The organism is Wenjunlia vitaminophila DSM 41686, assembly GCF_000380165.1.
GTDB lineage: Bacteria > Actinomycetota > Actinomycetes > Streptomycetales > Streptomycetaceae > Wenjunlia > Wenjunlia vitaminophila.
Genome location: NZ_KB904635.1, coordinates 50,347 through 71,055 on the forward strand (window position 1 = coordinate 50,347; position 20,709 = coordinate 71,055).

20 protein-coding genes are annotated in these 20,709 nt (G+C 72.8%); 6 read left to right on the forward strand and 14 right to left on the reverse strand.

Annotated elements, in window-relative coordinates:
- Positions 1-46: 46 nt before the first annotated feature.
- The 5 genes from A3IG_RS0101555 to sigE form a co-directional block, all read right to left on the reverse strand.
- Positions 47-694, reverse strand: coding sequence for a hypothetical protein (locus tag A3IG_RS0101555; protein ID WP_018381782.1), 648 nt, complete (start codon positions 692-694; stop codon positions 47-49).
- Between the two features lie 372 nt (positions 695-1,066).
- On the reverse strand, positions 1,067-1,525 hold the full coding sequence (locus A3IG_RS0101560) for a sec-independent translocase (RefSeq protein ID WP_018381783.1): 459 nt from the start codon (positions 1,523-1,525) through the stop codon (positions 1,067-1,069).
- A 178-nt stretch (positions 1,526-1,703) separates the two neighbouring features.
- Complete coding sequence (locus tag A3IG_RS28190; RefSeq protein WP_018381784.1) at positions 1,704-3,386, reverse strand: S1C family serine protease; 1,683 nt, start codon at positions 3,384-3,386, stop codon at positions 1,704-1,706.
- A 131-nt stretch (positions 3,387-3,517) separates the two neighbouring features.
- Positions 3,518-4,495: an anti-sigma factor family protein gene (locus A3IG_RS28195; RefSeq protein WP_018381785.1), complete on the reverse strand. Its 978-nt coding sequence runs from the start codon at positions 4,493-4,495 to the stop codon at positions 3,518-3,520.
- Positions 4,492-5,328: an RNA polymerase sigma factor SigE gene (sigE, locus tag A3IG_RS0101575; RefSeq protein ID WP_078499910.1), complete on the reverse strand. Its 837-nt coding sequence runs from the start codon at positions 5,326-5,328 to the stop codon at positions 4,492-4,494. The genes A3IG_RS28195 and sigE overlap by 4 nt, the downstream gene beginning before the upstream one ends.
- 196 nt (positions 5,329-5,524) lie before the next feature.
- On the opposite strand from sigE, the gene A3IG_RS0101580 reads away from it, so the two are divergent.
- Positions 5,525-6,199 (forward strand): O-methyltransferase, encoded by a 675-nt coding sequence (locus A3IG_RS0101580; RefSeq protein ID WP_078499912.1) that lies wholly within the window; start codon positions 5,525-5,527, stop codon positions 6,197-6,199.
- 211 nt (positions 6,200-6,410) lie between these two features.
- Here A3IG_RS0101580 and A3IG_RS32220 read toward each other — a convergent pair whose 3' ends face one another.
- The gene (locus A3IG_RS32220) at positions 6,411-6,578 is read right to left on the reverse strand and encodes a DUF3117 domain-containing protein (protein WP_018381788.1); all 168 of its coding nucleotides are present in this window, start codon (positions 6,576-6,578) and stop codon (positions 6,411-6,413) included.
- Positions 6,579-6,850: 272 nt separating this feature from the next.
- Between A3IG_RS32220 and A3IG_RS0101590 the strand changes: the two genes are divergently transcribed.
- Positions 6,851-7,654, forward strand: a complete 804-nt coding sequence (locus A3IG_RS0101590; protein ID WP_018381789.1) for an enoyl-CoA hydratase/isomerase family protein — start codon at positions 6,851-6,853, stop codon at positions 7,652-7,654.
- On the opposite strand, the gene A3IG_RS0101595 is transcribed toward A3IG_RS0101590, so the two are convergent.
- Together A3IG_RS0101595 and A3IG_RS31665 are read right to left on the reverse strand one after the other, a co-directional pair.
- Positions 7,639-8,295 (reverse strand): DNA-3-methyladenine glycosylase I, encoded by a 657-nt coding sequence (locus tag A3IG_RS0101595; protein ID WP_018381790.1) that lies wholly within the window; start codon positions 8,293-8,295, stop codon positions 7,639-7,641. The genes A3IG_RS0101590 and A3IG_RS0101595 overlap by 16 nt on opposite strands.
- A complete protein-coding gene (locus tag A3IG_RS31665; RefSeq protein ID WP_051087341.1) occupies positions 8,292-8,876 on the reverse strand; it encodes a DivIVA domain-containing protein in 585 nt (194 codons plus the stop codon). Before A3IG_RS31665 ends, A3IG_RS0101595 begins: the two co-directional genes overlap by 4 nt.
- A gap of 56 nt (positions 8,877-8,932) precedes the next feature.
- Here A3IG_RS31665 and folP point away from each other — a divergent pair, with 56 nt between their 5' ends.
- On the forward strand, positions 8,933-9,817 hold the full coding sequence (gene folP, locus A3IG_RS0101605; RefSeq protein WP_040910676.1) for a dihydropteroate synthase: 885 nt from the start codon (positions 8,933-8,935) through the stop codon (positions 9,815-9,817).
- Between the two features lie 19 nt (positions 9,818-9,836).
- Here folP and A3IG_RS0101610 read toward each other — a convergent pair whose 3' ends face one another.
- Positions 9,837-10,625 carry an LOG family protein gene (locus A3IG_RS0101610; RefSeq protein WP_018381793.1) on the reverse strand — a complete coding sequence of 263 codons (789 nt, stop codon included), beginning with the start codon at positions 10,623-10,625 and terminating at the stop codon, positions 9,837-9,839.
- A 35-nt stretch (positions 10,626-10,660) separates the two neighbouring features.
- The gene (gene dapE / locus A3IG_RS0101615; protein WP_018381794.1) at positions 10,661-11,728 is read right to left on the reverse strand and encodes a succinyl-diaminopimelate desuccinylase; all 1,068 of its coding nucleotides are present in this window, start codon (positions 11,726-11,728) and stop codon (positions 10,661-10,663) included.
- A gap of 258 nt (positions 11,729-11,986) precedes the next feature.
- Here dapE and A3IG_RS0101620 point away from each other — a divergent pair, with 258 nt between their 5' ends.
- Positions 11,987-12,901 carry a hypothetical protein gene (locus A3IG_RS0101620; protein WP_018381795.1) on the forward strand — a complete coding sequence of 305 codons (915 nt, stop codon included), beginning with the start codon at positions 11,987-11,989 and terminating at the stop codon, positions 12,899-12,901.
- Between the two features lie 288 nt (positions 12,902-13,189).
- Complete coding sequence (locus A3IG_RS34890) at positions 13,190-13,723, forward strand: hypothetical protein (RefSeq protein WP_018381796.1); 534 nt, start codon at positions 13,190-13,192, stop codon at positions 13,721-13,723.
- Positions 13,724-13,820: 97 nt separating this feature from the next.
- On the opposite strand, the gene dapC is transcribed toward A3IG_RS34890, so the two are convergent.
- Together dapC and fdxA are read right to left on the reverse strand one after the other, a co-directional pair.
- Entirely contained in the window at positions 13,821-14,915 is a 1,095-nt protein-coding gene (gene dapC / locus A3IG_RS0101630) for a succinyldiaminopimelate transaminase (protein ID WP_018381797.1), read from the reverse strand.
- 153 nt (positions 14,916-15,068) lie between these two features.
- Positions 15,069-15,389 carry a ferredoxin gene (gene fdxA / locus A3IG_RS0101635; protein WP_018381798.1) on the reverse strand — a complete coding sequence of 107 codons (321 nt, stop codon included), beginning with the start codon at positions 15,387-15,389 and terminating at the stop codon, positions 15,069-15,071.
- A gap of 108 nt (positions 15,390-15,497) precedes the next feature.
- Here fdxA and A3IG_RS0101640 point away from each other — a divergent pair, with 108 nt between their 5' ends.
- On the forward strand, positions 15,498-16,532 hold the full coding sequence (locus tag A3IG_RS0101640) for a GNAT family N-acetyltransferase (protein ID WP_026219789.1): 1,035 nt from the start codon (positions 15,498-15,500) through the stop codon (positions 16,530-16,532).
- Between the two features lie 109 nt (positions 16,533-16,641).
- On the opposite strand, the gene A3IG_RS0101645 is transcribed toward A3IG_RS0101640, so the two are convergent.
- Both A3IG_RS0101645 and A3IG_RS0101650 read right to left on the reverse strand, forming a co-directional pair.
- Positions 16,642-17,877 carry a sensor histidine kinase gene (locus tag A3IG_RS0101645; RefSeq protein WP_018381800.1) on the reverse strand — a complete coding sequence of 412 codons (1,236 nt, stop codon included), beginning with the start codon at positions 17,875-17,877 and terminating at the stop codon, positions 16,642-16,644.
- Between the two features lie 505 nt (positions 17,878-18,382).
- Complete coding sequence (locus tag A3IG_RS0101650; RefSeq protein WP_026219791.1) at positions 18,383-20,530, reverse strand: peptidoglycan binding domain-containing protein; 2,148 nt, start codon at positions 20,528-20,530, stop codon at positions 18,383-18,385.
- Between the last annotated feature and the right edge of the window lie 179 nt (positions 20,531-20,709).

The following is a 20,709-nucleotide window of genomic DNA, read 5'->3' on the forward strand; positions in this document are numbered from 1 at the left end:
GTACGCCGGCGGCGTGGGCCGGGTCCCGTGGTGCCCGGCCTATCCGTCAGTGGTGGTACGAGGCGATGTCGGCGATCACCGAGAAGCCGAGGCTGTAGGCGCTGATGCCCCGGCCGTACGCTCCCAGGTGGGCGTCGGCGGCCTGCCCGGCGAGTACCCAGCCGTAGGCGGACTCCCGGTAGTGGAACGGGGTGGGGGTGCCGTTCACCGGCAGGGTCAACCGGCTCCAGCCGGGACCCTCGAGGTCGTCGGCGAGTTCCCAGGCCGCGGCGGTCTGCTGGTCCACCCACGCCTGGCGCAGTGACCGGTCCATCCGGATGGGCCAGGTGCTGGCCAGCAGCCCGACGCCGGCCAGCCAGGCAGCCGTGGACACCGAGGTCGCCTCCAGGGTCCCGGTGCCATCGGCGGCGTTCCGGCCGGCGCGCTGGCAGACGGTGACCACCACGACGAAGCGTCTGGAGTCCGACGCCTTGAGGTCCTTGGAGGGTTTGTCGCCGTGCCCGACGGAACCGTGCTCCACGGTGCCGTCGGACGTGGCGCCCACCCGCATCAGCCACCGGGGCCCCGGATACGTCTCGTCCAGCCCGTACCAGGGGAACCCCGCCATCAGGTACCCGTCGACCCGGTGCTCGCCCGGGGGTCCCGCTGTCTTCAGGGACGTCGTCTCCGCCCCGGCACGGCTCGCGGTCTCCATGTGACTGGCGCCTCCTCGGTTCCTGCCGTCATGTCGGCCGCGGGCCGACCTTCCCATCCTGGACCGCCCGGCCGCCTCGACGCTGGACATTCGGGTCCGCCCGCCATGAGGCTAGCGTGAGTGGTCGACCACGTACGGCACAGGGCAGTCCGGTCGGGGCCATGCCCCTCGGCGGGAGGAAGGTCCATCCGGGGACGGCTCCGCCCGGTGGCGCCGGCGGGCGGCGCGGCCACTCAGGGGACCCGGGTCACCCTGAGCCGGCGGGAGGCGCCGGCGTCCCTCGGGGTGCGCGTTCGCACCGGGCGTGGGGGCGGGACAGGGGGGCGCGCCCCGGCGCGGAGAACGGTGGCGCGGGGGCCGGTGGCGCGGGGATCAGGTCGCGTCGGCGTCGAACGGGGGGCGCTCCCCCGGCTCGAGGCGCTCCGCCTTGCGCATGTCGGGCCCGCTCCCCGAGGACGTGCCGGTGGCCCCCTTGGACAGGCTGGGCCGACCCGCGCCGCCGGTCCCACTGTCGTGGTCGGCGAGGGTCAGGTCGTCGGTGAGCTCCTGGAAGTCGAAGCCGTTCCGGATCTCCTTCAGCCCGAGGTCGTCGTTGTCCAGGATGTTCTTCCGGATGAACGTGCGCGGGTTGAGGTCCTCGAACTCGAAGTCCTTGAACTCCGGGCCGAGCTCCTTGCGGATGTCTTCCTTGGCACTGTCGGAGAACGCCCGGACCTTCCGGATGAACCGGGAGACGTCCTGGATCACTTTCGGCAGCTTGTCCGGGCCGAAGACGAGCACGCCGATGATCACGAGGGCGAGCAGCTCCAGGGGCCCTATGTCGAAGAACACCGTGCGGCTCCTTGGCGTGCGCGACGGGAACGGGAGGGTCGGGACGGGCGTGCGACGGGATTACGGCGTGTGGGCCGGTCGGGCGCCGTCCGTGTGGCGGCGGGTCGGGCAGTCGGGCAGGTCGGCGATGTTGTCGCCACTGCTTCGGGTAAACAGTAACCGCCGCACCCCCGCCAGGTCAGTCCCCCGTCTCACTGCCGAGCGTGACATCGACCTGCCGCTGCTCTCCGTCCCGCTCCACCGTGAGCCGCATGGTGTCGCCGGGCCGACGGCTGCGGATCTTGACGATCAGCTCCTCGCCGGAGTGGATCGCCTTGCCGTCCACCTCGGTGATGATGTCCCCGGGCCGGAGTCCCGCGCGGTCGCCGGGGCCGCCCGGGGTGACCGGTTGCGGGTCGTCGGCGCTGTCCATGACCTTGGCTCCGTCGCCGAAGTAGCGCAGGTCGACGTTGACCCCGATCACCGGGTGGGTCGCCCTACCGCTGTTGATCAGCTCCTCGGCGACCCTCTTGCCCTGGTTCATGGGGATGGCGAATCCGAGGCCGATGCTGCCGCCCTGGCTCTGCTCGCCGTAGGAGTCGCTGCCGTTGTCCGCTGAGCGGATGGCGCTGTTGATCCCTATGACCTGGCCCCTGGCGTTGACCAGGGGGCCGCCGGAGTTCCCCGGGTTGATCGGCGCGTCGGTCTGCAGCGCGTTCACGTAGGAGATGTCGCTGCCCTCCTCGCCCCCGGCCGCTATCGGGCGGTCCTTGGCGCTGATGATGCCGGAGGTGACGGTGCCCTCCAGGTCGTAGGGGGCACCGATCGCCACCACCGGGTCGCCGACCTGCACCGAGTCGGAGTCGCCCAGGGTCAGGGGACGCAGGTCCCGGGCCCCGGTCACCTTGATCACCGCGAGGTCGTACCCCGAGTCCCCACCGATGATCTCGGCAGAGCGCACGTCGCCGTTGTTGAAGGTGACCGAGACGTCACCGCCGTCCATCGCCGATTCCACCACGTGATGGTTGGTGAGGATGTGTCCCTTGGCGTCCAGGATGAACCCGGTGCCGGTGGCCTCGCTGCCGTCACCGCGTACGTGGATGTAGACCACGCCGGGCAACGTGGACGCCGCGATCCCGGCCACGCTGCCGGGGGCACGCGCTCCCTCGTCCGGCGGTGCCTGGGCGAACTCCACCCGCGGGTTGTCGGTGTCCTCGTGGATCGCCGCCCCGATCCCACCGCCGAGCACCCCGGCGGTCAGGGCCAGCGCGACCGCGCCCAGGACCAGACGGCCGGTACGGGAACGCTGCCGCACGGCCGGCCCCTGCCCCCAGGGACGCTGCCACGGCGCGTACGGCTGGGGCGGGGGGCCCGCCGGGAGCGGGCGCTGCGGCGGGAGCACGATCTGGGGCGGGGTGTGCTGGGCGTTGGGGTGCTGCACCGGCGGGGCCGGCGCGTAGGGGCCCGGACGCCCGTAGGGCGGGGTGCCGTAGGGATCGGGGCGGAAGGCCGGGACGGGGGTGCCACCGGCCGGCGTCGCGTAGGGGTTGTTCTGCTCGGGGGCGGGGGACGCGACCAGGGTGGCACCGGTGGGCGGCGGTCCCGCGGCGCCCCGATCGTCGGGGACGGCGTCGGCAGTGCCGGCGACGGCGTGGCCCGCGCCCTGGTCCGCGTGCTCAGGCGGTCCGCACGGACCGGGGACTCCGGACGCGGGGCCCTGCGCCGGCCCGGCGGCGGGCGCACCCTCCGGAGCGGCGCCGTTGGGTGCCGGGCTGCCCGGCGGGGCGTCTCCCGCGCCCGTCCAGGACGACCCGGCGCCGGGCGCTCCCGCCCCGTCCGGCCGGCTCCACCACTTGGCCCGGGAGGCCTTCCTCTCGAACATGTCCGCTCCCCTGTCGCGTCACCCGCACCGCAGCGCCCCCACGGCGAACTGGCCGGTCCCGGAGGGATTCAACCAGGCTGCCGCGCCGGCGCGTAGCCCGCCTCCGCCCGCCGGCGGAACCAAGCGCCGCCTCAGCGCGGCTGGTTGGGGCCCCTCGGCGCCGGCGACGAGGTCGGCCTCAGTGCCAGCGAGGACAGGGCGGGGGACGCCGAGGAGGCGACCGGGGTGGACGGGGCCGGCGAGGACGGCGCTGAGGTCGAGGGCTGGGCCACCACCGGGACGCGCGGGCCGAAGGACAACGGCCGGTAGTCCGGCAGTAGCACCGAGGTGGGGCGCCCCGTCAGCGGGGACACCGCCTCGCCAACGTCCGACAGCGCCGGGCCAACGGTGCTGGCACCGGGAGTCGCGTTCCCCAGGCCCACCGGCGTCAGGCCGACCGACCGGCCCGCCATCGGCGTCACGGCCCGGCCCGGCTCCTCGCCGCGCGCGGACGTCGGTACCTCCTCCACGGACAGCGCACCGCCCAGTGCCACCGCGGCCATGGAGAAGGCACCCGCGGCGGCGAACGCCAGGCGCCTGCGGTGCCCGACCACCGGCCGGGAGGCCGTGGCACGGGCGGTCCTGGCGATCTCGTGGATCCGGAAGCCGCTGCCCTGCCGTTCGAGCCCGGGCAACGCGGGCGGGTCCAGCGGACCGCCCTCTGCGCCCCCGCTGAGGAGGTCGAAGCGCCGGAACGGGGCGGTCTCGAGCGGACCCCGCTCGTCGTCCCCGGGATCCGTGCCCGGGAGCTGCTGCAACCTGGCCAGCAGCCCCGCCGAGGGGCCCGGGGTCACCGCGGCGGCGGAGGCCAGCAGCTCCTTCATCCGGCGCTGCTCGTCCGCCTCCCGCCGACAGTCGTCGCAGGTCGCCAGGTGGGCCAGGACGCGCTCCCGGGGGTCGTGCTTGAGCTCGCCGTCCAGCAGCGCGGCCAAGCGGTCGCCGAGGTGCCGCTCCGCGGGGGTGCTGGCCGGCTCGGTGAGCGGTGCCGGCAGGCGGTTGCCGCCCCCGGGACGGCGCTCCGGCGCCCCGGGGGCGAGGTCCTTCCCAGCGCCGGCACCCGAGCCGCTCACGATCTCCCCTGCCGGGTGGCGTCACCGGCCTGCCCGCTCACCGCGGCGAGACCGGCGTCCTTCGGCCCCCCGGGGGCCGGAACCGTTCCTGCGGGGGCGCCCGCCTCGGCGGCTGCCCGCGGGGCGGGGGCACGGTGCTGGAGCGCCGCGCGCAGGTGGGACCGCCCCCGGTGAATCCTGCTGCGCACCGTGCCCAGCTTCACCCCGAGCGTCGCGGCTATCTCCTCGTACGAGAGCCCCTCGATGTCGCAGAGCACCACGGCGGCGCGGAACTCCGGCGCCAGGGTGTCCAGCGCCTGCTGCACGTCGGCGTCGAAGTGACTGTCGTGGAAGTGCTGGGCCGGGGACGGCTCGCGGCTGGGCAGCCGTTCCGCGGCGTCGTCGGCGAGAGCGTCGAAACGGATCCGCTGGCGACGGCGGACCATGTCGAGGAAGAGGTTGGTGGTGATCCGGTGCAGCCAGCCCTCGAACGTCCCCGGAGTGTAGGTGGACAGCGACCGGAAGACCCGCACGAAGACCTCCTGGGTGAGGTCCTCGGCGTCGTGCTGGTTCCCGGTCAGTCGGTAGGCGAGGCGGTACACTCGGGCGCTGTGCGTACTGACGATCTCCTCCCAGGTGGGAGGCGTCCAGCCCGGAGCCGCCGCGTCGGTGTCGAAGGACGCGGTGACTGCGGTGTGGTGGTCGCGCGGACCGTCAGCGGCGTCGTTCACGGATCTCGGCTCGGCGGCCGACCTGCGGAAGCCCTTGCGGGTCCCGTGGTCACCGCCCGCAGCCGCACCTCCCCTGTCGGCTCTGAGCCGTGTGGCTCTGCTCTGTAGTAGAGCCCCTACCATATCCGCCTCACCCGTTAACTCCGGATAAACGCCCTGACGACCACCGTGCCCGCCCCGTGGTCGTCCTTCCGGGGACCGCGGAGAGGTCCGTGGGTCCCACCACCACCAACGCACAGCCGACCCGGCGGGTTCCCGCCGGAGTCGATACAGTCGCCGGGCAGGCGACGCCGACGGCGACAACAGGCACCGGCGCCCCATCCACGGGCCACGGACGAGGAAGCGACGGGAGAGGACCATTACCGGCAACCGGCAGGCGAGCTGGGCGTTCGCTGAGAGGTACGTCGACGAGGTCGACGCGCTGACCGTCGCCCGCAGCCGCGCCAGGGCCGCCGGCATACGCGCGGTCTCGTCCGGGGCCGGAAGCGCCCTGCGGCTGCTCGCGGCCACCGCGGACGCCAAGGCGGTGGCGGAGATCGGCACCGGCTTCGGCGTCTCCGGCATCCACCTGCTCCAGGGGATGCGCCGGGACGGGGTGCTGACCACCGTGGACACCGAGCCGGACCGCCTGCAACTGGCCAAGCAGGCGTTCGTCGCCGCCGGCTTCGCGGCCAACCGGGCCCGCCTGATCCCGGGGCCCGCCCTGGAGGTCCTGCCCAGGCTCACCGACGGCGGCTACGACCTGGTGTTCTGCGACGGTGACCGCGCCGAGTACCCGGACTACCTGGCTGAATCGTTGCGGCTGCTACGCCCGGGCGGCCTGGTCTGCTTCTCCGGGGTGTTCGCCGAGGGCCGCGCGCTGGACGCCGCACACCAGCACCCCGACCTCAAGGCCCTGCGCGAGGTGGTCCGCCTGGTACGGGACAGCGAGTTGCTGGTCCCCGCGCTCCTGCCGACGGGGGACGGGCTGCTCTGCGCGGTGAAGCGCCACTGAGGCCCGTCTGATGAGTAGCGCCGTCCGCCCGGAGGGCGGGGGCGAGCGGTCAACGGGCGCGCGTCGAGCGCCTCCCGAGCGGGGCCGGCCACACTCCGCGCAGGGGCACGAACGACACGGACCCCGACCCCCCGCCGTGCGGGGTGCCGGGGTCGGGTCTGTGCGAGTTGCGTCGATCCGGACGGAGCCGCATGACAACTCGAGGTGCTGCTCAGCCGCAGGCCTTCTTCAGGGCCTCCCCGAGCGCGTCGGCCTCGTCCGCCGACAGCTCGACGACGAGTCGCCCGCCGCCTTCGAGCGGAACGCGCATGACAATGCCCCGCCCCTCCTTGGTGACCTCGAGCGGGCCATCACCCGTCCGCGGCTTCATGGCCGCCATGCTCGTTCCCCTTCCTGAAACCAGCTCATCGCCCCGGAAGCATGATCACAACCGGACTCGAACACATTGGTTCACCACCATTATCCCGCATCGGCGGACTCGATGACCAACATCGGTCTGCTTCAGTTCGGCAACTCGCCAGCACAAACCCACTCAATTCGGGGAGCTCACGGTGAACCCCCGGCGACTGTCACGCCCGGTGGGGGCAGCGGAGCGAGGGCCCCGTCCGGCATGCTGTTCGAACCCCACCGACCCCTGCTGGAGGACTCTCCATGGCCGACACCGTGCTCTACGAGGCCGCCGACGGGCTTGCCGTGATCACCCTGAACCGGCCCGAGGCGATGAACTCGCTCAACACCGAGATCAAGATCGCGCTGCGGGACACCGTCCGCAGGGCCGCCGAGGACCCGTCCGTGCGGGCGGTGCTGCTGACCGGCTCCGGCAGGGCGTTCTGCGTGGGCCAGGACCTCAAGGAGCACGTCGGCAATCTGGCCGCCGACCGGGAGAACCCGGGCTCCGCCAACACCTGGGCCACCGTCGCCGAGCACTACAACCCGCTCGTCGCCGCGGTCGCCACCATGCCCAAGCCGGTGCTCGCGGCGGTGAACGGGGTCGCGGCCGGCGCCGGGGCCTCCCTGGCGTTCGCCTGTGACCTGCGGATCCTCGCGGACACCGCGACCTACAACACCTCGTTCGCCGGGATCGCGCTGACCGCGGACTCCGGTGCCTCGTGGACCCTGCCCCGACTCGTCGGGCACGCCAGGGCGACCGAGCTGTTGATGTTCCCGCAGAAGATCACCGCGGACCGCGCACTGGAGCTCGGACTCGCCAACCGGGTGGTGCCGGCCGCCGACCTGGCGACCGAGGCGCTGGACCTGGCGCGCACCCTGGCCGCCGGCCCCACGGTGGCCTACGCGGCGATCAAGGAGTCCCTCGCCTATGCGGCCAGCCACTCCCTGCCCGAGTCCCTGGCCAAGGAGAGCGAGCTGCAGACCCGCGCCGGCTCGTCGGCCGACCACCAGATCGCGGTCGACGCCTTCCTCGCCAAGCAGAAGCCGGCCTACCTCGGCCGCTGACCCGCCGGAACACGCTCGCCCCCGGGGCCGGAGGCCACCCCGGCCGGCTGCTCGGCCGGCCGGGTCCGCGCGTGGCAGCGCAGAAGGTGGTCGTTGACCAGGCCGCACGCCTGCATCAGGGCGTATGCGGTGGTCGGGCCGACGAACCGGAAGCCGTTGCGCCTGAGCTCCTTGGCCAGGGCGGTGGACTCGGCCGTGGTCGCGGGGACGTCCGCCAGGGTGCGCGGTGTGCGGTGCCCGTCCGGGGCGAAGGACCAGATCAGGGCGGAGAGCCCGTTCGGCAGTCGCTCCGCCGCCCGGGCGTTGGAGATGGCCGCCTCGATCTTGGCCCGGTTACGGATGATCCCCCGGTCGGCGAGGAGTCGTTCCACGTCCTGGTCACCGAAGCGGGCCACCCGCGCTGTCGAGAAGGAGGCGAACGCGCTGCGGAACCCCTCGCGCCTGCGCAGGATGGTCAGCCAGGACAGGCCGGACTGGAACGCCTCGAGGCAGACCCGCTCGAACAGGGCGTCGTCCCCGTGCACCGGGTGGCCCCACTCGGTGTCGTGGTAGACCGCGTAGTCGGGGGCGGAGTTGCCCCAGGGACAGCGGGCCAGGCCGTCCTCACCCACGGTCACTCCGTCCTCGCCCGGCTCGCTCATCGCTGCTGCCCCTCTCGGTGGTCCTGCTCCTGGTCCTGCTCCTGCTCCTGGTCCTGCTCCTGGGCGGGGCCCTGCTCCTGGTCCTGGTCCTGGTCCTGGGGCGCGCCGCCCTCGTCGTTCGCCCCGGGGGACTCCGCTGGCCGCTCCGCGGCCGGTCCGGACTGCTCCTCGGGGGCCTGGGGCGCCTCCGCCGGAGGGGCGAACGGGGGCGGCATGTCGGGCAGGGTGGGGGTCGCGCCCAACGGGACCGTGGTGGCCGTCGTGGCGGACGGGGGTGCCGTGGTGACCCCGGCCAGGTGGGACTCGAGCTCGGCGATGCGCTGGTCCCGCAGGGCCAGCTCGGCGCCCACTCGGTCCAGCACGTCGTCCACGTCCGCCATCCGGTAGCCCCGGACCGCCGTCGGTAGCCGGAGGGTGTCGATGTCCGTCCGGTTCACCGGACGGTGCGGCGGCAACGGGTACCGGAGCCGGTCCGGCTCGACGTCGGGGAGCGCGGCGCCGGTACCCAGCACGTAGAGCGCCACGGAGGCGACCACCGTGACCAGGGCCAGGAGCATGAACCAGTACACCGGATCTCCCACTCTGCGGACCGTCCTGAGGGCTTCACCGACGATCGTGCCACGATCTGCGGGACACGATGTGGGCGAGTGGAGGATGCGTGGCACTGCGGCTGGGCCGGCGCGAGTTCGGCGAGCACCAACAAGTGATCATGGCGATCGTGAACCGGACGCCGGACTCGTTCTACGACAAGGGCGCGACCTTCGCCGCGGCCGACGCCTTCGCCGCGGTGGAGCGGGCGGTGTCCGAGGGGGCGGACATCATCGACATCGGCGGGGTCAAGGCCGGTCCCGGCGAGGAGGTGACCGTCGAGGAGGAGATCCGGCGCACCGCCGACTTCGTGGCCGAGGTGCGCCGGCGGTTCCCCGACCTGGTGATCAGCGTGGACACCTGGCGCCACGAGGTGGGCGAGGCGGTCTGTGCCGCGGGGGCCGACCTGCTCAACGACGCCTGGGGCGGGGTGGACCCGGAGCTGGCCGTGGTGGCCGCACGCCACGGGGTGGGTCTGGTCTGTACCCACGCGGGCGGGAGCCAGCCGCGCACCCGGCCGCACCGGGTGCGCTACGACGACGTGATGGCGGACATCCTGGGGGTGACCACGGGCCTCGCCGAGCGGGCGGTGGCACTCGGGGTGCCCCGGGAGTCCGTGATCATCGACCCGGGGCACGACTTCGGCAAGAACACCCGGCACTCGCTCGAGGCCACCCGCCGGCTGCCGGAGATGACCGCGACCGGCTGGCCGGTGCTGGTGTCACTGTCCAACAAGGACTTCGTCGGCGAGACGTTGGACCGCCCGGTCCGGGACCGCCTGCTCGGCACCCTCGCCACCACCGCGGTCTCCTGCTGGCTGGGGGCCCGCGTGTACCGGGTGCACGAGGTCGCCGAGACCAGGCAGGTGCTGGACATGGTCACGGCCATCCAGGGCACCCGACCGCCCGCGGTCTCCCGGCGCGGCCTCGCCTAGCGCGGTCGCGCCCACCCGCCTACGGGGTTCCCTTGCAGACCAGGGCGATCGCCTCGTCCACGTCGTCGGTGATGTGCAGCAGCCCGAGGTCCCGGGTGGTCGCCTTGCCCTGGGCCACCACCGAGTCGAGCAGCCAGTCCCGCAGCCCCTGCCAGTAGGCGGTGCCGAACAGCACGATGGGGAACCTGGTGACCTTTCTGGTCTGCACCAGCGTCAGGGCCTCGAAGAGCTCGTCCATGGTGCCGAACCCACCGGGCAGCACCACGAAACCCTGGGAGTACTTGACGAACATGGTCTTGCGAACGAAGAAGTAACGGAAGTTGACCCCCACGTCCACGTACTCGTTGAGGCCCTGCTCGAAGGGCAGCTCGATGCCCAGGCCGACCGAGACTCCGTGGGCCTCGCAGGCGCCGCGGTTGGCCGCCTCCATGGCCCCGGGGCCACCTCCGGTGATCACCGCGTAGCCGGCCTCCACGAGACCGCGCCCGATCCGCATCCCGGCCTCGTACTCGAGCGAGTCCCTGGGTGTCCGTGCGGAACCGAACACGCTGATCGCCGGTCCGAGTTCGGCGAGGGCCCCGAAGCCCTCAACGAACTCGGACTGGATCCGCATCACCCGCCACGGGTCCTCGTGCAGCCAGTCCACCGGGCCCTGGGTGTCCAACAGCCGCTGGTCCGTGGTGCTGGACTCGACCTGCGCCCGCCGCTTGACCACCGGGCCGAGCCTGCGCTCGGGCCAGGCGCCCCGCTCCGGGCGGTCAGGCTCCGTCACCGCGTCGTCGTTGCCGCTGCTCACCTGCTCCTCCATGCGTTCATGCATGCAGGGTACGCATCCGGGGCCGATCAGGTGGTGAGCCACCGCCTCAGCCGTTCCTCGGTCTCGTGGACCGCGGGCAGCCACACGGATTCGTCCTTCGTGTGGGCGAGGTTGGGGTCGCCGGGGCCGTAGTTGACCGCCGGCACGCCGAGTTCGGAGAAGCGCGACACGTCGGTCCAGCCGTACTTGGGACGGGCCTCGCCGCCGGTGGCGGCGAGGAACGCGGCGGCTGCCGGGTGGGTCAGGCCGGGCAGGGCCCCGGGGGCGGCGTCGTCCACCTCGACCTCGTGCCCGTCGAGGACCTCACGGACGTGGGCCAGGGCCTCGTCCACGCTCCGGTCGGGGGCGAACCGGTAGTTGACGGTGACCACGCACTCGTCCGGGATGACGTTGCCGGCGATCCCGCCCTCGATCCGCACCGCGTTCAGCCCCTCGCGGTACTCCAGGCCGTCGATGACCACCCGCCGCGGCTGGTAGGCGGCGAGCCGGTCCAGGATCGGTGCGGCGCCGTGGATGGCGTTCTCGCCGAGCCAGCTCCTGGCCGAGTGGGCACGGGTCCCACGGGTGCGCACCAGGACCCGCAGGGTGCCCTGGCAGCCGCCCTCCACCCGGGCGTTGGACCCTTCGAGCAGCACGGCGAAGTCCGCCGCCAGCCACTCGGGGTGGTCCCTGACCAGGTGGCGCAGCCCGTTGAGGTGCGCCGCCACCTCCTCGTTGTCGTAGAAGACGAACGTCAGGTCCCGGTTGGGCGCGGGAACGGTGGCGGCGATGCGCAGTTGGACGGCGACGCCGGCCTTCATGTCCGAGGTGCCGCAGCCGTACAGCACCTCACCCTCCCGCCGCGACGGCAGGTTGTCGGCGACCGGCACGGTGTCGAGGTGCCCGGCGAGCAGGACCCGCTCGGAGTGGCCCAGCCGCGTCCTGGCCACGACGTTGTTCCCGAGCCGGTCCACGGTGAGGTGCGGCAGGGCGCGCAGCGCCGCCTCCACCGCGTCGGCCAGCGCGCGTTCGTTCCCGCTCACCGAGGGGATGTCGACCAGCCGGGCGGTGAGGGTGCCGACGTCCTCGGAGAGGTCGAGCACCGGGCTGTTCATCCACGCCTCGTCTCGGGTCGCCCGAACGTCCGGCGCGGCGGTGGGCCCTGGCGGGGCACACCCGCGGTGGGGCCGCCGGGGACGTGCGTGCTTCGGTGTTCCATGCGTCGCAGACTACCTGCGTCACCGCGCCACGTCCGAAGGTGCGGGCGGACGTTCCGGGGGGCGGGACGGCTCGGGGGTGGTGGTCCGCCCCGTCAAGGCCGATGTCGCCGCGCCCAGTTCGAAACGTCCGCCGCCGTGGAACAGTACGGTGTTGTGGTGCTCCAAGCTCTGCCCAAGTCCTCGGCCGACCGGCCCCGCGGCCCCCGTTCCTCCGCACGCTGGCTGCGGGGGTCGATGGGCCTGCTCGCCCTGCTCGGGGTGGCCGGCTACCTCCTGTTCCACTACCTGACCGGGCCGTCGCCTGAGGGCTGCACGGTGCGGATCGGCGAGCAACGGGTGGAGTTGGACGTCACCCAGGCCGCCAACGCCGCCACCATCACGGCCGTCGCCTCGGTACGGGGCCTGCCGGAGCGGGCGGTGACCATCGCGCTCGCCACCGCGATGCAGGAGTCCGGTCTTGAGAACATCCGTTATGGCGACCGGGACTCGCTGGGGCTGTTCCAGCAGCGTCCGTCGCAGGGCTGGGGCACCAGGGAGCAGGTCCTGGACCCGGTCTACTCCTCCAACGCGTTCTTCGAGGCGCTGGAGGACGTGCCGGGGTACTCCCGGCTCCCGCTGACCGTGGCGGCGCAGAAGGTGCAGCGCAGCGGCTACCCGCAGGCGTACGCCAAGCACGAGCCGGAGGCGGCGGTGGTGGCCGCGGCGCTGACTGGTCGTGAGGGCGGGGCTCTGACCTGCACGATAAACGCCGACAGTGAGCCCGGTGGGAGCGCGGGACGGGTGGCCGACCGGGTGGAGCGGGAGTTCGTGGACGTGGCGGGGTCCGTCGAGCGGTCTGGGCGCACCCTGCGGTACCGGCCGGAGGCGGACGGGGTGGAGGGTGGGCGCCACGGGTGGGCGCTCGCCCAGTGGGCGATCACCCACGCCAAGGAGCTGAAGATCGAACGCGTTGCCTATGCGGACCGCGAGTGGTCCGCGGACAAGTCCGACGACGGGTGGCGCGGCGGCGGAAATGGCTCGGCCGACCATTCCACCGACCGTGTACTGATCACGGTCTCGAAGAAATAGCGCCAGGCCCGTGGCCCACTCGGGGCCGGGTCCACGGCTAAGTCGCAGCCTTCCTTGGCGCTCCCGTTCTCCTCGCTGACCTGCGAGTTCATCAGGACCCACCTGCGAGTAAACGCTTCTTCGCGCAATTTGCCAGAATTCGAAATATCCCCAGATTCCAGAAATTCAACAATGCGGCACATTGCCAAAACTTTACCTTGTGTGGCCGCAACCTTCTCCGGCGTCATGCGGTAGTCACGACGTCCGCCCGACGGACGCGTCATGTCCTCTCTCCGTAAAAGGAGCACCATGTCCCTCCCGCTCACGCGTCGGATCGCCCGCGTCGCACTGCTGGTCGCCGCGACCGCCACCCCGGTGGTCGGAATGGCGGCGTCCGCCTCCGCCGCCGAGCTGCCCACCACGAAGGACCTGGCCGGGCTGACCCAGGCCGACACCTCCCGCGTCAGCGGCCAGGTGGACGCCGCCTCCCGGAAGGCCACCGCCGCCGTCGGCGAGACCGGCTCCAGGACGGTGGGCACCACCGTCCCCACCACCGGCGAGGTCGTGGGCGCGGTCACCAGCAAGGCCGCGCCCTCCGCCGCGGACGTCCAACGGGCGACGCACCGCACGACCGGGAAGGCCGCCAACACGATCGACCGCAGCACCCGTGCGACCGGCGCCCTGGTCAACCGTGGCGCCGCGTCGCTGCGCCGCACCCCGCTCGACGCCAGCCTGCCGGGCACGGCCGGCGCCACCCCGCCCAAGGCCGTGGCCGACACCGTCAACGACCTGCGCAACAGGCTGCCCGGCCAGGCCGGTGGGCCCTCCGTGCTCGGCCGCTGACCACCGCCCCGGCACGGACCGACCGATCGGCACCACAGCAGAACAGCCGACGGGGCTCCGGGAGGACACCCTCCCGGAGCCCCGTCGTTCGTGCCCGTCAGCCGCCGAGTCGCCGCACCGCGGCGGCCGCCCGCTCGTCGTCGACGGTGAAGGCGATCCGGACGAACCGCGCCCCGGCGGGGCCGTAGAAGTCGCCCGGCGTCACCAGGACGCCCTGCTTGGCGAGGTCGGCGACGGTGTCCCAGCAGGGCTCCTCCCTGGTGGCCCAGAGGTACAGGCTCGCCTCGGAGTGCTCGATCCGGAAGCCCGCCCCCTCGAACGCGGCGCGCAGCGCCGCCCTGCGCCGGGCGTAGCGCTCCCGCTGCACCGCCACGTGCGCCGTGTCCCCGAACGCCGCCGTCAGCGCGGCCTGTACCGGCCCCGGCACCATCATCCCGGCGTGCTTGCGCACCTGGAGCAGCTCCCGGACCCACCTCGGGTCGCCGGTCACGAAGGCCGCCCGGTACCCGGCGAGGTTGGACCGCTTGGACAGCGAGTGCACCGCGAGCACCCCCTCGTGCGAGCCCCGGCACACGTCCGGGTGCAGCACCGAGACCGGTTCGACCTCCCAGCCGAGTTCCACGTAGCACTCGTCAGAGACGACGAGGACCCCGTGCGACCTGGCCCATCCCACGACGTCCCGGAGCGTGGTCGCGTCCAGCACCTGCCCCGTCGGGTTGGCGGGGCTGTTCAGCCACAGCAACCTCAGCGACGTGGGGTCGAGCTCCCGGGGGTCGCGGTAGGTGACCGTCTCCGCCCCGGCGAGCCGGGCGCCCACCTCGTAGGTGGGGTAGGCCAGCCGCGGGTGGGCGACCTGGTCACCGGGACCGATGCCGAGGAGGGTGGGCAGCCAGGCGACGAGTTCCTTGGAGCCGATGGTGGGCAGGACCGCGGCTGGGTCCGCGGCCACCCCCAAGCGTTCGCCCAGCCAGCCGGCCACCGCCTCCCGCAGCCGGGCGGTGCCGTGGGTGGTCGGGTAACCGGGACTGTTCGCGGCCTCGGCCAGCGCCCGCTGGACCACTGCGGGCACCGGGTCGACGGGCGTGCCCACCGACAGGTCGACGATGCCGTCCGGGTGACCGGAGGCCGTGGTCTTGTAGGGCTCGAGACGGTCCCAGGGGAAGTCCGGGAGCCGCTGGGACAGTGGTACCACGGTGTGCTGCTTTCGACGTGCGCGGGTCTGGTGCGAGGTCGGCGGGGCCGGAGACAGTGAAGGCCAGCCCCACGGCCGTGCACGCACGGCCGTGCGGACCGGCACGACAAGGACTCGATATCCAGGTGTCTCGCGTGTCCCGGGGGCCGGGACCTAGCCGTTCTGCGGCGGCAGTGCGGCGATCAGCGGGTGGTCACGCTCGATGAGTCCGAGCTTCGAGGCGCCACCGGGCGAACCGAGCTCGTCGAAGAACTCGACGTTCGCCTTGTAGTAGTCCTTCCACTCCTCCGGCGTGTCGTCCTCGTAGAAGATCGCCTCCACCGGGCAGACCGGCTCACAGGCTCCACAGTCGACACACTCGTCCGGGTGGATGTACAAGGCCCGGGCGCCCTCGTAGATGCAGTCGACGGGGCACTCCTCGATGCATGCCTTGTCCTTGACGTCGACACAAGGCTGCGCGATGACGTAGGTCACGCTGTCGTTCCTCCTCGTTAGGGCTCATCTCGCGCGGGAGCGCGGCGTCGTCGATGCCCGCCCCTAGTATCGCGGTTCCGGAGCGGCATACGAACAGGAGGGGCACCCATGGACGGGAATTTCGCTCTGGGGGGACAACTCGACGTCCGGATTACCCCCTCTGACGTGGGACTACGGGTGTCTGTGCGGCGTGTGCTCGAGATCACCGGTGGTCGTCCGGTGCTCGGAGACGTCATCGGCGATCTCATATCGTGGGAGGACGGCACACTGGTCATCGCCCGGCGCTCCGGGGAGACCGTACGAGTCTGTGAGGAGTCACTCGTCGCCGGCAAGACTGTTCCTCGTACTCCGCCTCGAAGGCGCGGAGCTTCCACGTCCACTCCAGCCGAACTCCAGGTCGTCGCCGCCCGGGGCTGGCCCGCGTGGGAGTCGGAGCAGCTCGGCGAGTGGACGCTCCGCGCCGCCGGGGGCTTCACCCGCAGGGCGAACTCGGTGCTGGCCACCGGTGGACCCGCGGTGCCGCTGCACGAGGCGTTGTCCCTGGTGACCGCCTGGTACGCCGAACGCGGGCAGCGTCCGTGCGTGCAACTCACCACCGGATCGGACCTGGACGCCGAGCTGGAACGGCGCGGCTGGACCGCGGAGGCCGAGACCCGGGTCCTGACCGCACCCCTGCTGCCGCTGACCGCCCTGCGGGACGACGGCAGTGCGGTGCGGCTCACCCGACGGCTGACCGAGGGCTGGCTGACCCGCTACCGCAGGACGGGGGCCGACGCGGCGAGGGTACTGGCCGCGGGCCCCTCGGTGTGGTTCGCCGAGGCACACCACACCGGGGGCGCGGAACCCGACCCGGGACAGGCGCCGGACGCCGGGGGCCACCCGGTGGCGATCGGCCGGTGCGTGGTGGACGGGCGCTGGGCCGGGTTCGCGGCCGTCGAGGTGGCGCATGAGCACCGGCGGCGCGGACTGGCCACCGCCGTGCTCGGGGCGCTGGCCGACCAGGCGGCGCGGGAGGGCGCGGACCTGGCCTACCTCCAGGTCGAGGCGGACAACACCGCGGCCAACGCGCTGTACCTGAAGCTGGGCTTCACCCCGCACCACACCTACCACTACCGCTGCCTCGCGCCCGGGACGGTTGGCTGAGCCCTCCTCAGCCAGCGCCGTGTGCGGTCCGCGCGCACGCCGGCGCGGGCCGGGCGGGGCGGTGGCCGCCGAGGGCGACGGCACGGCCGGGCCGGTGCGGGCGCACGGGTCATTCGGCGACTTCGGCGGGAACGCTGGCCCGCACCGGCACCAGAGCCCGCAGCCGGAAGCCCTTACCCCGGGCGCCGGGGCCGATCTCCAGCCGTCCGCCGGACAGGATCAGCCGCTCCTCGAGCCCGGTTAGCCCGTTGCCGCTGCCGGCGTGCCCGGCCGGGGCACCGCGTCCGTTGTCGCTGACCTCGAGGTAGACGAAGTGCGCCGACCCCTCGCGCACCTCGCCCAGGGTGACCTCGCAACGGCCCGCCCCGCTGTGCCGCACCACGTTGGTGACCGCCTCGCGCAGCGCCCAGGCCAGCGCGCTCTCCTCGTCCGGGCCCAGTCCTGTGGGTTGCCCGAGCAGTGAGGTGTCCACGTAGGCGTCGATCTGGGCGGCCCGCAGGGCCGTCCTGGCCCCGGCGATCTCCACCACCAGGCGCGGCCTGCGGAAACCACTGACCGCGGCACGCACGTCCACCAGCGCCTGCCTGCTGACCCTTTCGATGTCGTTGACCTGCTTGGCTGCGTCCTCCGGCCGTTCCGGGAGCAGTCTCCTGGCCAGTTCGCTCTTCAGCGTCACCAGGGAGAGGGAGTGCCCGAGCAGGTCGTGCAGGTCACGGGCGAGCCTGAGTCGCTCGTCACTCGCCGCAAGATGGGCGATGGTCTCCCGGGCCTCGCGCAGCTCCCGCATGGTGCGCATCGTGACCCCCACGCCCATCATGGTCATCCCGCCCAGGGCGGCCGGCAGGGAGAGCACCGCCAGGGTCTCCCTCTCGACGTCGGTGAGCAGCCCGATGCCGATGAGCGACAGGGTGACCGTGGGAACGGCGAAGGCCGCCCAACGCACCGGCAGCAGCACCCCGCAGCAGACCGAGACGTAGACCAAGAGCACCAGACCGGACTCGCCGATCACGGCGGTTAACCCGGCGGAGAGCGCGAAGACGAGCAGGAACGCCACCACGTGGCGGCGTTTGGCCCGTCCGCCGGGCCGCGGCATCAGGATCAGGGCCAGGTAGGAGGCGACGAAGACAGCCAGGCCCACCCAGCCGAAGGCAGCGGCGCGCCAGGTGTGGTCGCCCCGTACCAGGTCGTTGATGACCACACCCAGGTACGGCAGGTAGACCAGGGACCAGCACAGTCGGACCAGCCACAGCCGCGGGCCGATCCTCGCCGTTCGCTCGAACGGTGATGGCAACGCCGGTCCGGCCTTGCGGACCTCACCGCGCTCGCCGCCCCTTCCCCGTATCACTCCCCAACCCTTCCGCGCGTCCCCCGTGAGCCCGGCTGGTGGTCCCCGTTGTTGCCGTACCAGGCGCTCCGACAGACCCATCATGTCGCGCGGAGCCTGATACACCCTCATGCCTTCTGCCCAAGGAACCACGGAGCAACGCGTGTTGGCCGCCATTCGGCCACGATTCTGCGTACCTGCCGCGCGTCACCGCCGATGACCTGGCGCTGCACGAGAAGGAGTCCGGCGCTCACGGAGACCTCAACCAATCACCTCTACCAGGATTCAAGCAGAGGTGCAGGCGTATGCGACTGCGACTCGAGTTGTGGCCGGATAACACTGCCGTACGCTCACTCAACGTGCCCGCATCCGTGCCGGATGCAGTCATCTTTGGCTGAATACCCACACGTCGACAGCGCCCACACAGGGGAACTGTCGTGGACATCGCACACAGGTGCCCCACACCCCCCAATCGGGACGTATCATCCGATATCCGATGGGGGGGTGTGTTGCGGGCATCGCGGCGCTACTGCGCCGCCTCCATCTGCCCGATCCGCTTGGCGGGGTCGGTCTCGGTCAGCAGCGGCAGCATCGTGCTGGCCACATCCCGCGGGGTGACCGGTCCCACGCTGCCTCCGTGGTCCACCTGGATGCCGGCGAAGGCCCCGCCGTAGAGCTCCTCCAGCGTCTCCAGGTCGAAGTGCGGCTCCAGCTTGCCGTTGACCGCGGTCATGGTCAGCACCTGGCTCAACGATCCCTCGGGGCTGAACGGGACCGGCGCGTAGCCGGGGACCTGGACGGTGACCATGCCGGACATCGCGGGCTCACCGAACTCCTTGATGGCCCGGTCGATCTCGGCCTGGGTCACCTTGGGCTCCTGCCGGACACGGTCCAGCACCACCGGGACGTCCTTCCCGGTCTCGGCGCGCTTGAGGTAGGCGTCGTGGACCTGCCGCACCGCCTTGTCGACATCGAGGGTGAGACCGGCCTTGCCGGGAACGCCGACGGGCTCGCCGTCGACGAACTTCACCATGCCCTCACGGACCTCGCTGCCCTGCTTGGCGGCCAGGGCCTCCAACGAGGCGCGCAGCTTCTCCTCGTCGTAGGTGAACTCCGGCTCCGTGGTGCGCTCGCTGCCGAACAGCGAACCGATGACGGAGACCGGGTTGTAGTCACGGTGCGCCACCCCGCGCACGGTGGCCTCGGTGTCCAGCCCGAGGCCCACCACGCTCGGCTTGAGCTGGGTCTTGCCGTCGCCGATCTGCACGGTGAGCGGCGCGGTGGCCCGCTTGGCCAGCGCCTCGTCCAGGGTGTCCACCGCGTCCTGCTTGCTCTTGCCACCGATGTCCACGCCCAGCACGGTGGTCCCGTTGGGGACCTGTGCGTGGTCGAGGACCAGGCCGGCGCCGTAGGCCAGGGCAACCGCGCCCACCAGCGCGACACCGGCGAGCACCAGCTTGGAACGCCCGCGGCGGGCTGGCTGGGGCCCGGCCGGGCGGCTGCCCGCGTCGTCGGGTCCGGCGGTGTCGGCGTCCCGTTGCGGAGCCGCCGGGATGCCGCTGACCAGGGTGTCGCTGGTCAGGTCCGGGGTCCTGCGGCCGTAGCCCGCGGTGGACCCGGGCGGCGCGGTGGTCAGCGGGGGTTCTCCCTCGCTGGGCCGGGGGGGCAGCGGAGGCAGCGGCAGCATGTCCCCGGTCGCCGGGCCGGTGGTTGGTCCCGCATGCCGGGCGGGCCTCCCCTGCGGCGCGCCGGCCCCGGGGGCGTTGGGGATCGGGGGGAGTCCCGGGCCGGTTCCCCTGGGACCCGAGGGGCCGGGCGGCGGCGGCAGGCCCGGCCCCTGGTCACCACTGGCCGAACGGTAGCCCGGGAACATCGGCGTCTGGTCGCCCCGGCCACCGTGCTCGGGGGACCCCCCGTCCGGCCGCCAGGCGGGACCGCCGGCGCCCGGTGGCCCGTTGGGCTCCTGGCCGCCGGACGCGGTGGGCCCGGACTGGTACGGGAGCCGGGTCTTGCCGCCGGGGTCACCGGCGGGCCGCGCCGGCGGGGCCGGCGGGGGTGGCACCCGGTGTTGTGCGGTGGGTTCGTCCACCCCGGGGGCGGTGGGCGGCGGGGTGGTTGCGGTGGCGGACCTGGTGGGCGTCGGAGCGGCGTTGGCCGTCCCGGGGTTCCGCGCCGGGTCCTGCGCACCGGGGTTGGCACCGGACGCCGGCCGGTTCCGCCGCGGCGAGAACCAGTCACTGGTGGTCCGACCCGCCTGTCCGGTGGAGCCGGTGGGGTCCGTCGGCGCCCCGGTCCGGGCCGCCCCCTTGGTCCCGGGGGCTGCTGACGACGCGGCCGGGGCCCCGCTCCTGCCCTCCGTGGCGGCACCGGGGAAGTCCCAGCCTGGTGGGAGCGCTCCGTCACCGGCGGCGTTGGACTCGCCGCCCTCCTCTCCCTCGTTCACCGTCTTGCGCACCACGACCGGTGGGATGGGGCGGGAACCGGGGATGTTGATGCGCACCCGGGTGGTCAGGGTCGTCTCGGTCTTGGGCTCCCGGGCGGCGGGGTCCGTCTGGGTGCCGGGAGCAGCCGGGGGGTTCTGGGTGCCGTAGGGCGGTGTGCCCGACGGGTACGAGGTACCGCCGCCGCGCCCACCGTCCTGCGGAAATGGCGCTTTGTCAGTTTCACGACTCAAGGCACGTTCTCCAGGTTCGCTACTGGGGCCCTCGGCAAACTGCGGGCGGCTCGCCGGTCGCATCCCGGCGGCCTCACGGGTGCATCCGGGGCGGACGCGTACGGCGTGGGCGGCGCCCGGCCGGGTTGCGCGCACCACCATACTGGGCAGCGGCGGGTCCTCACCCCCAACCCATAGGA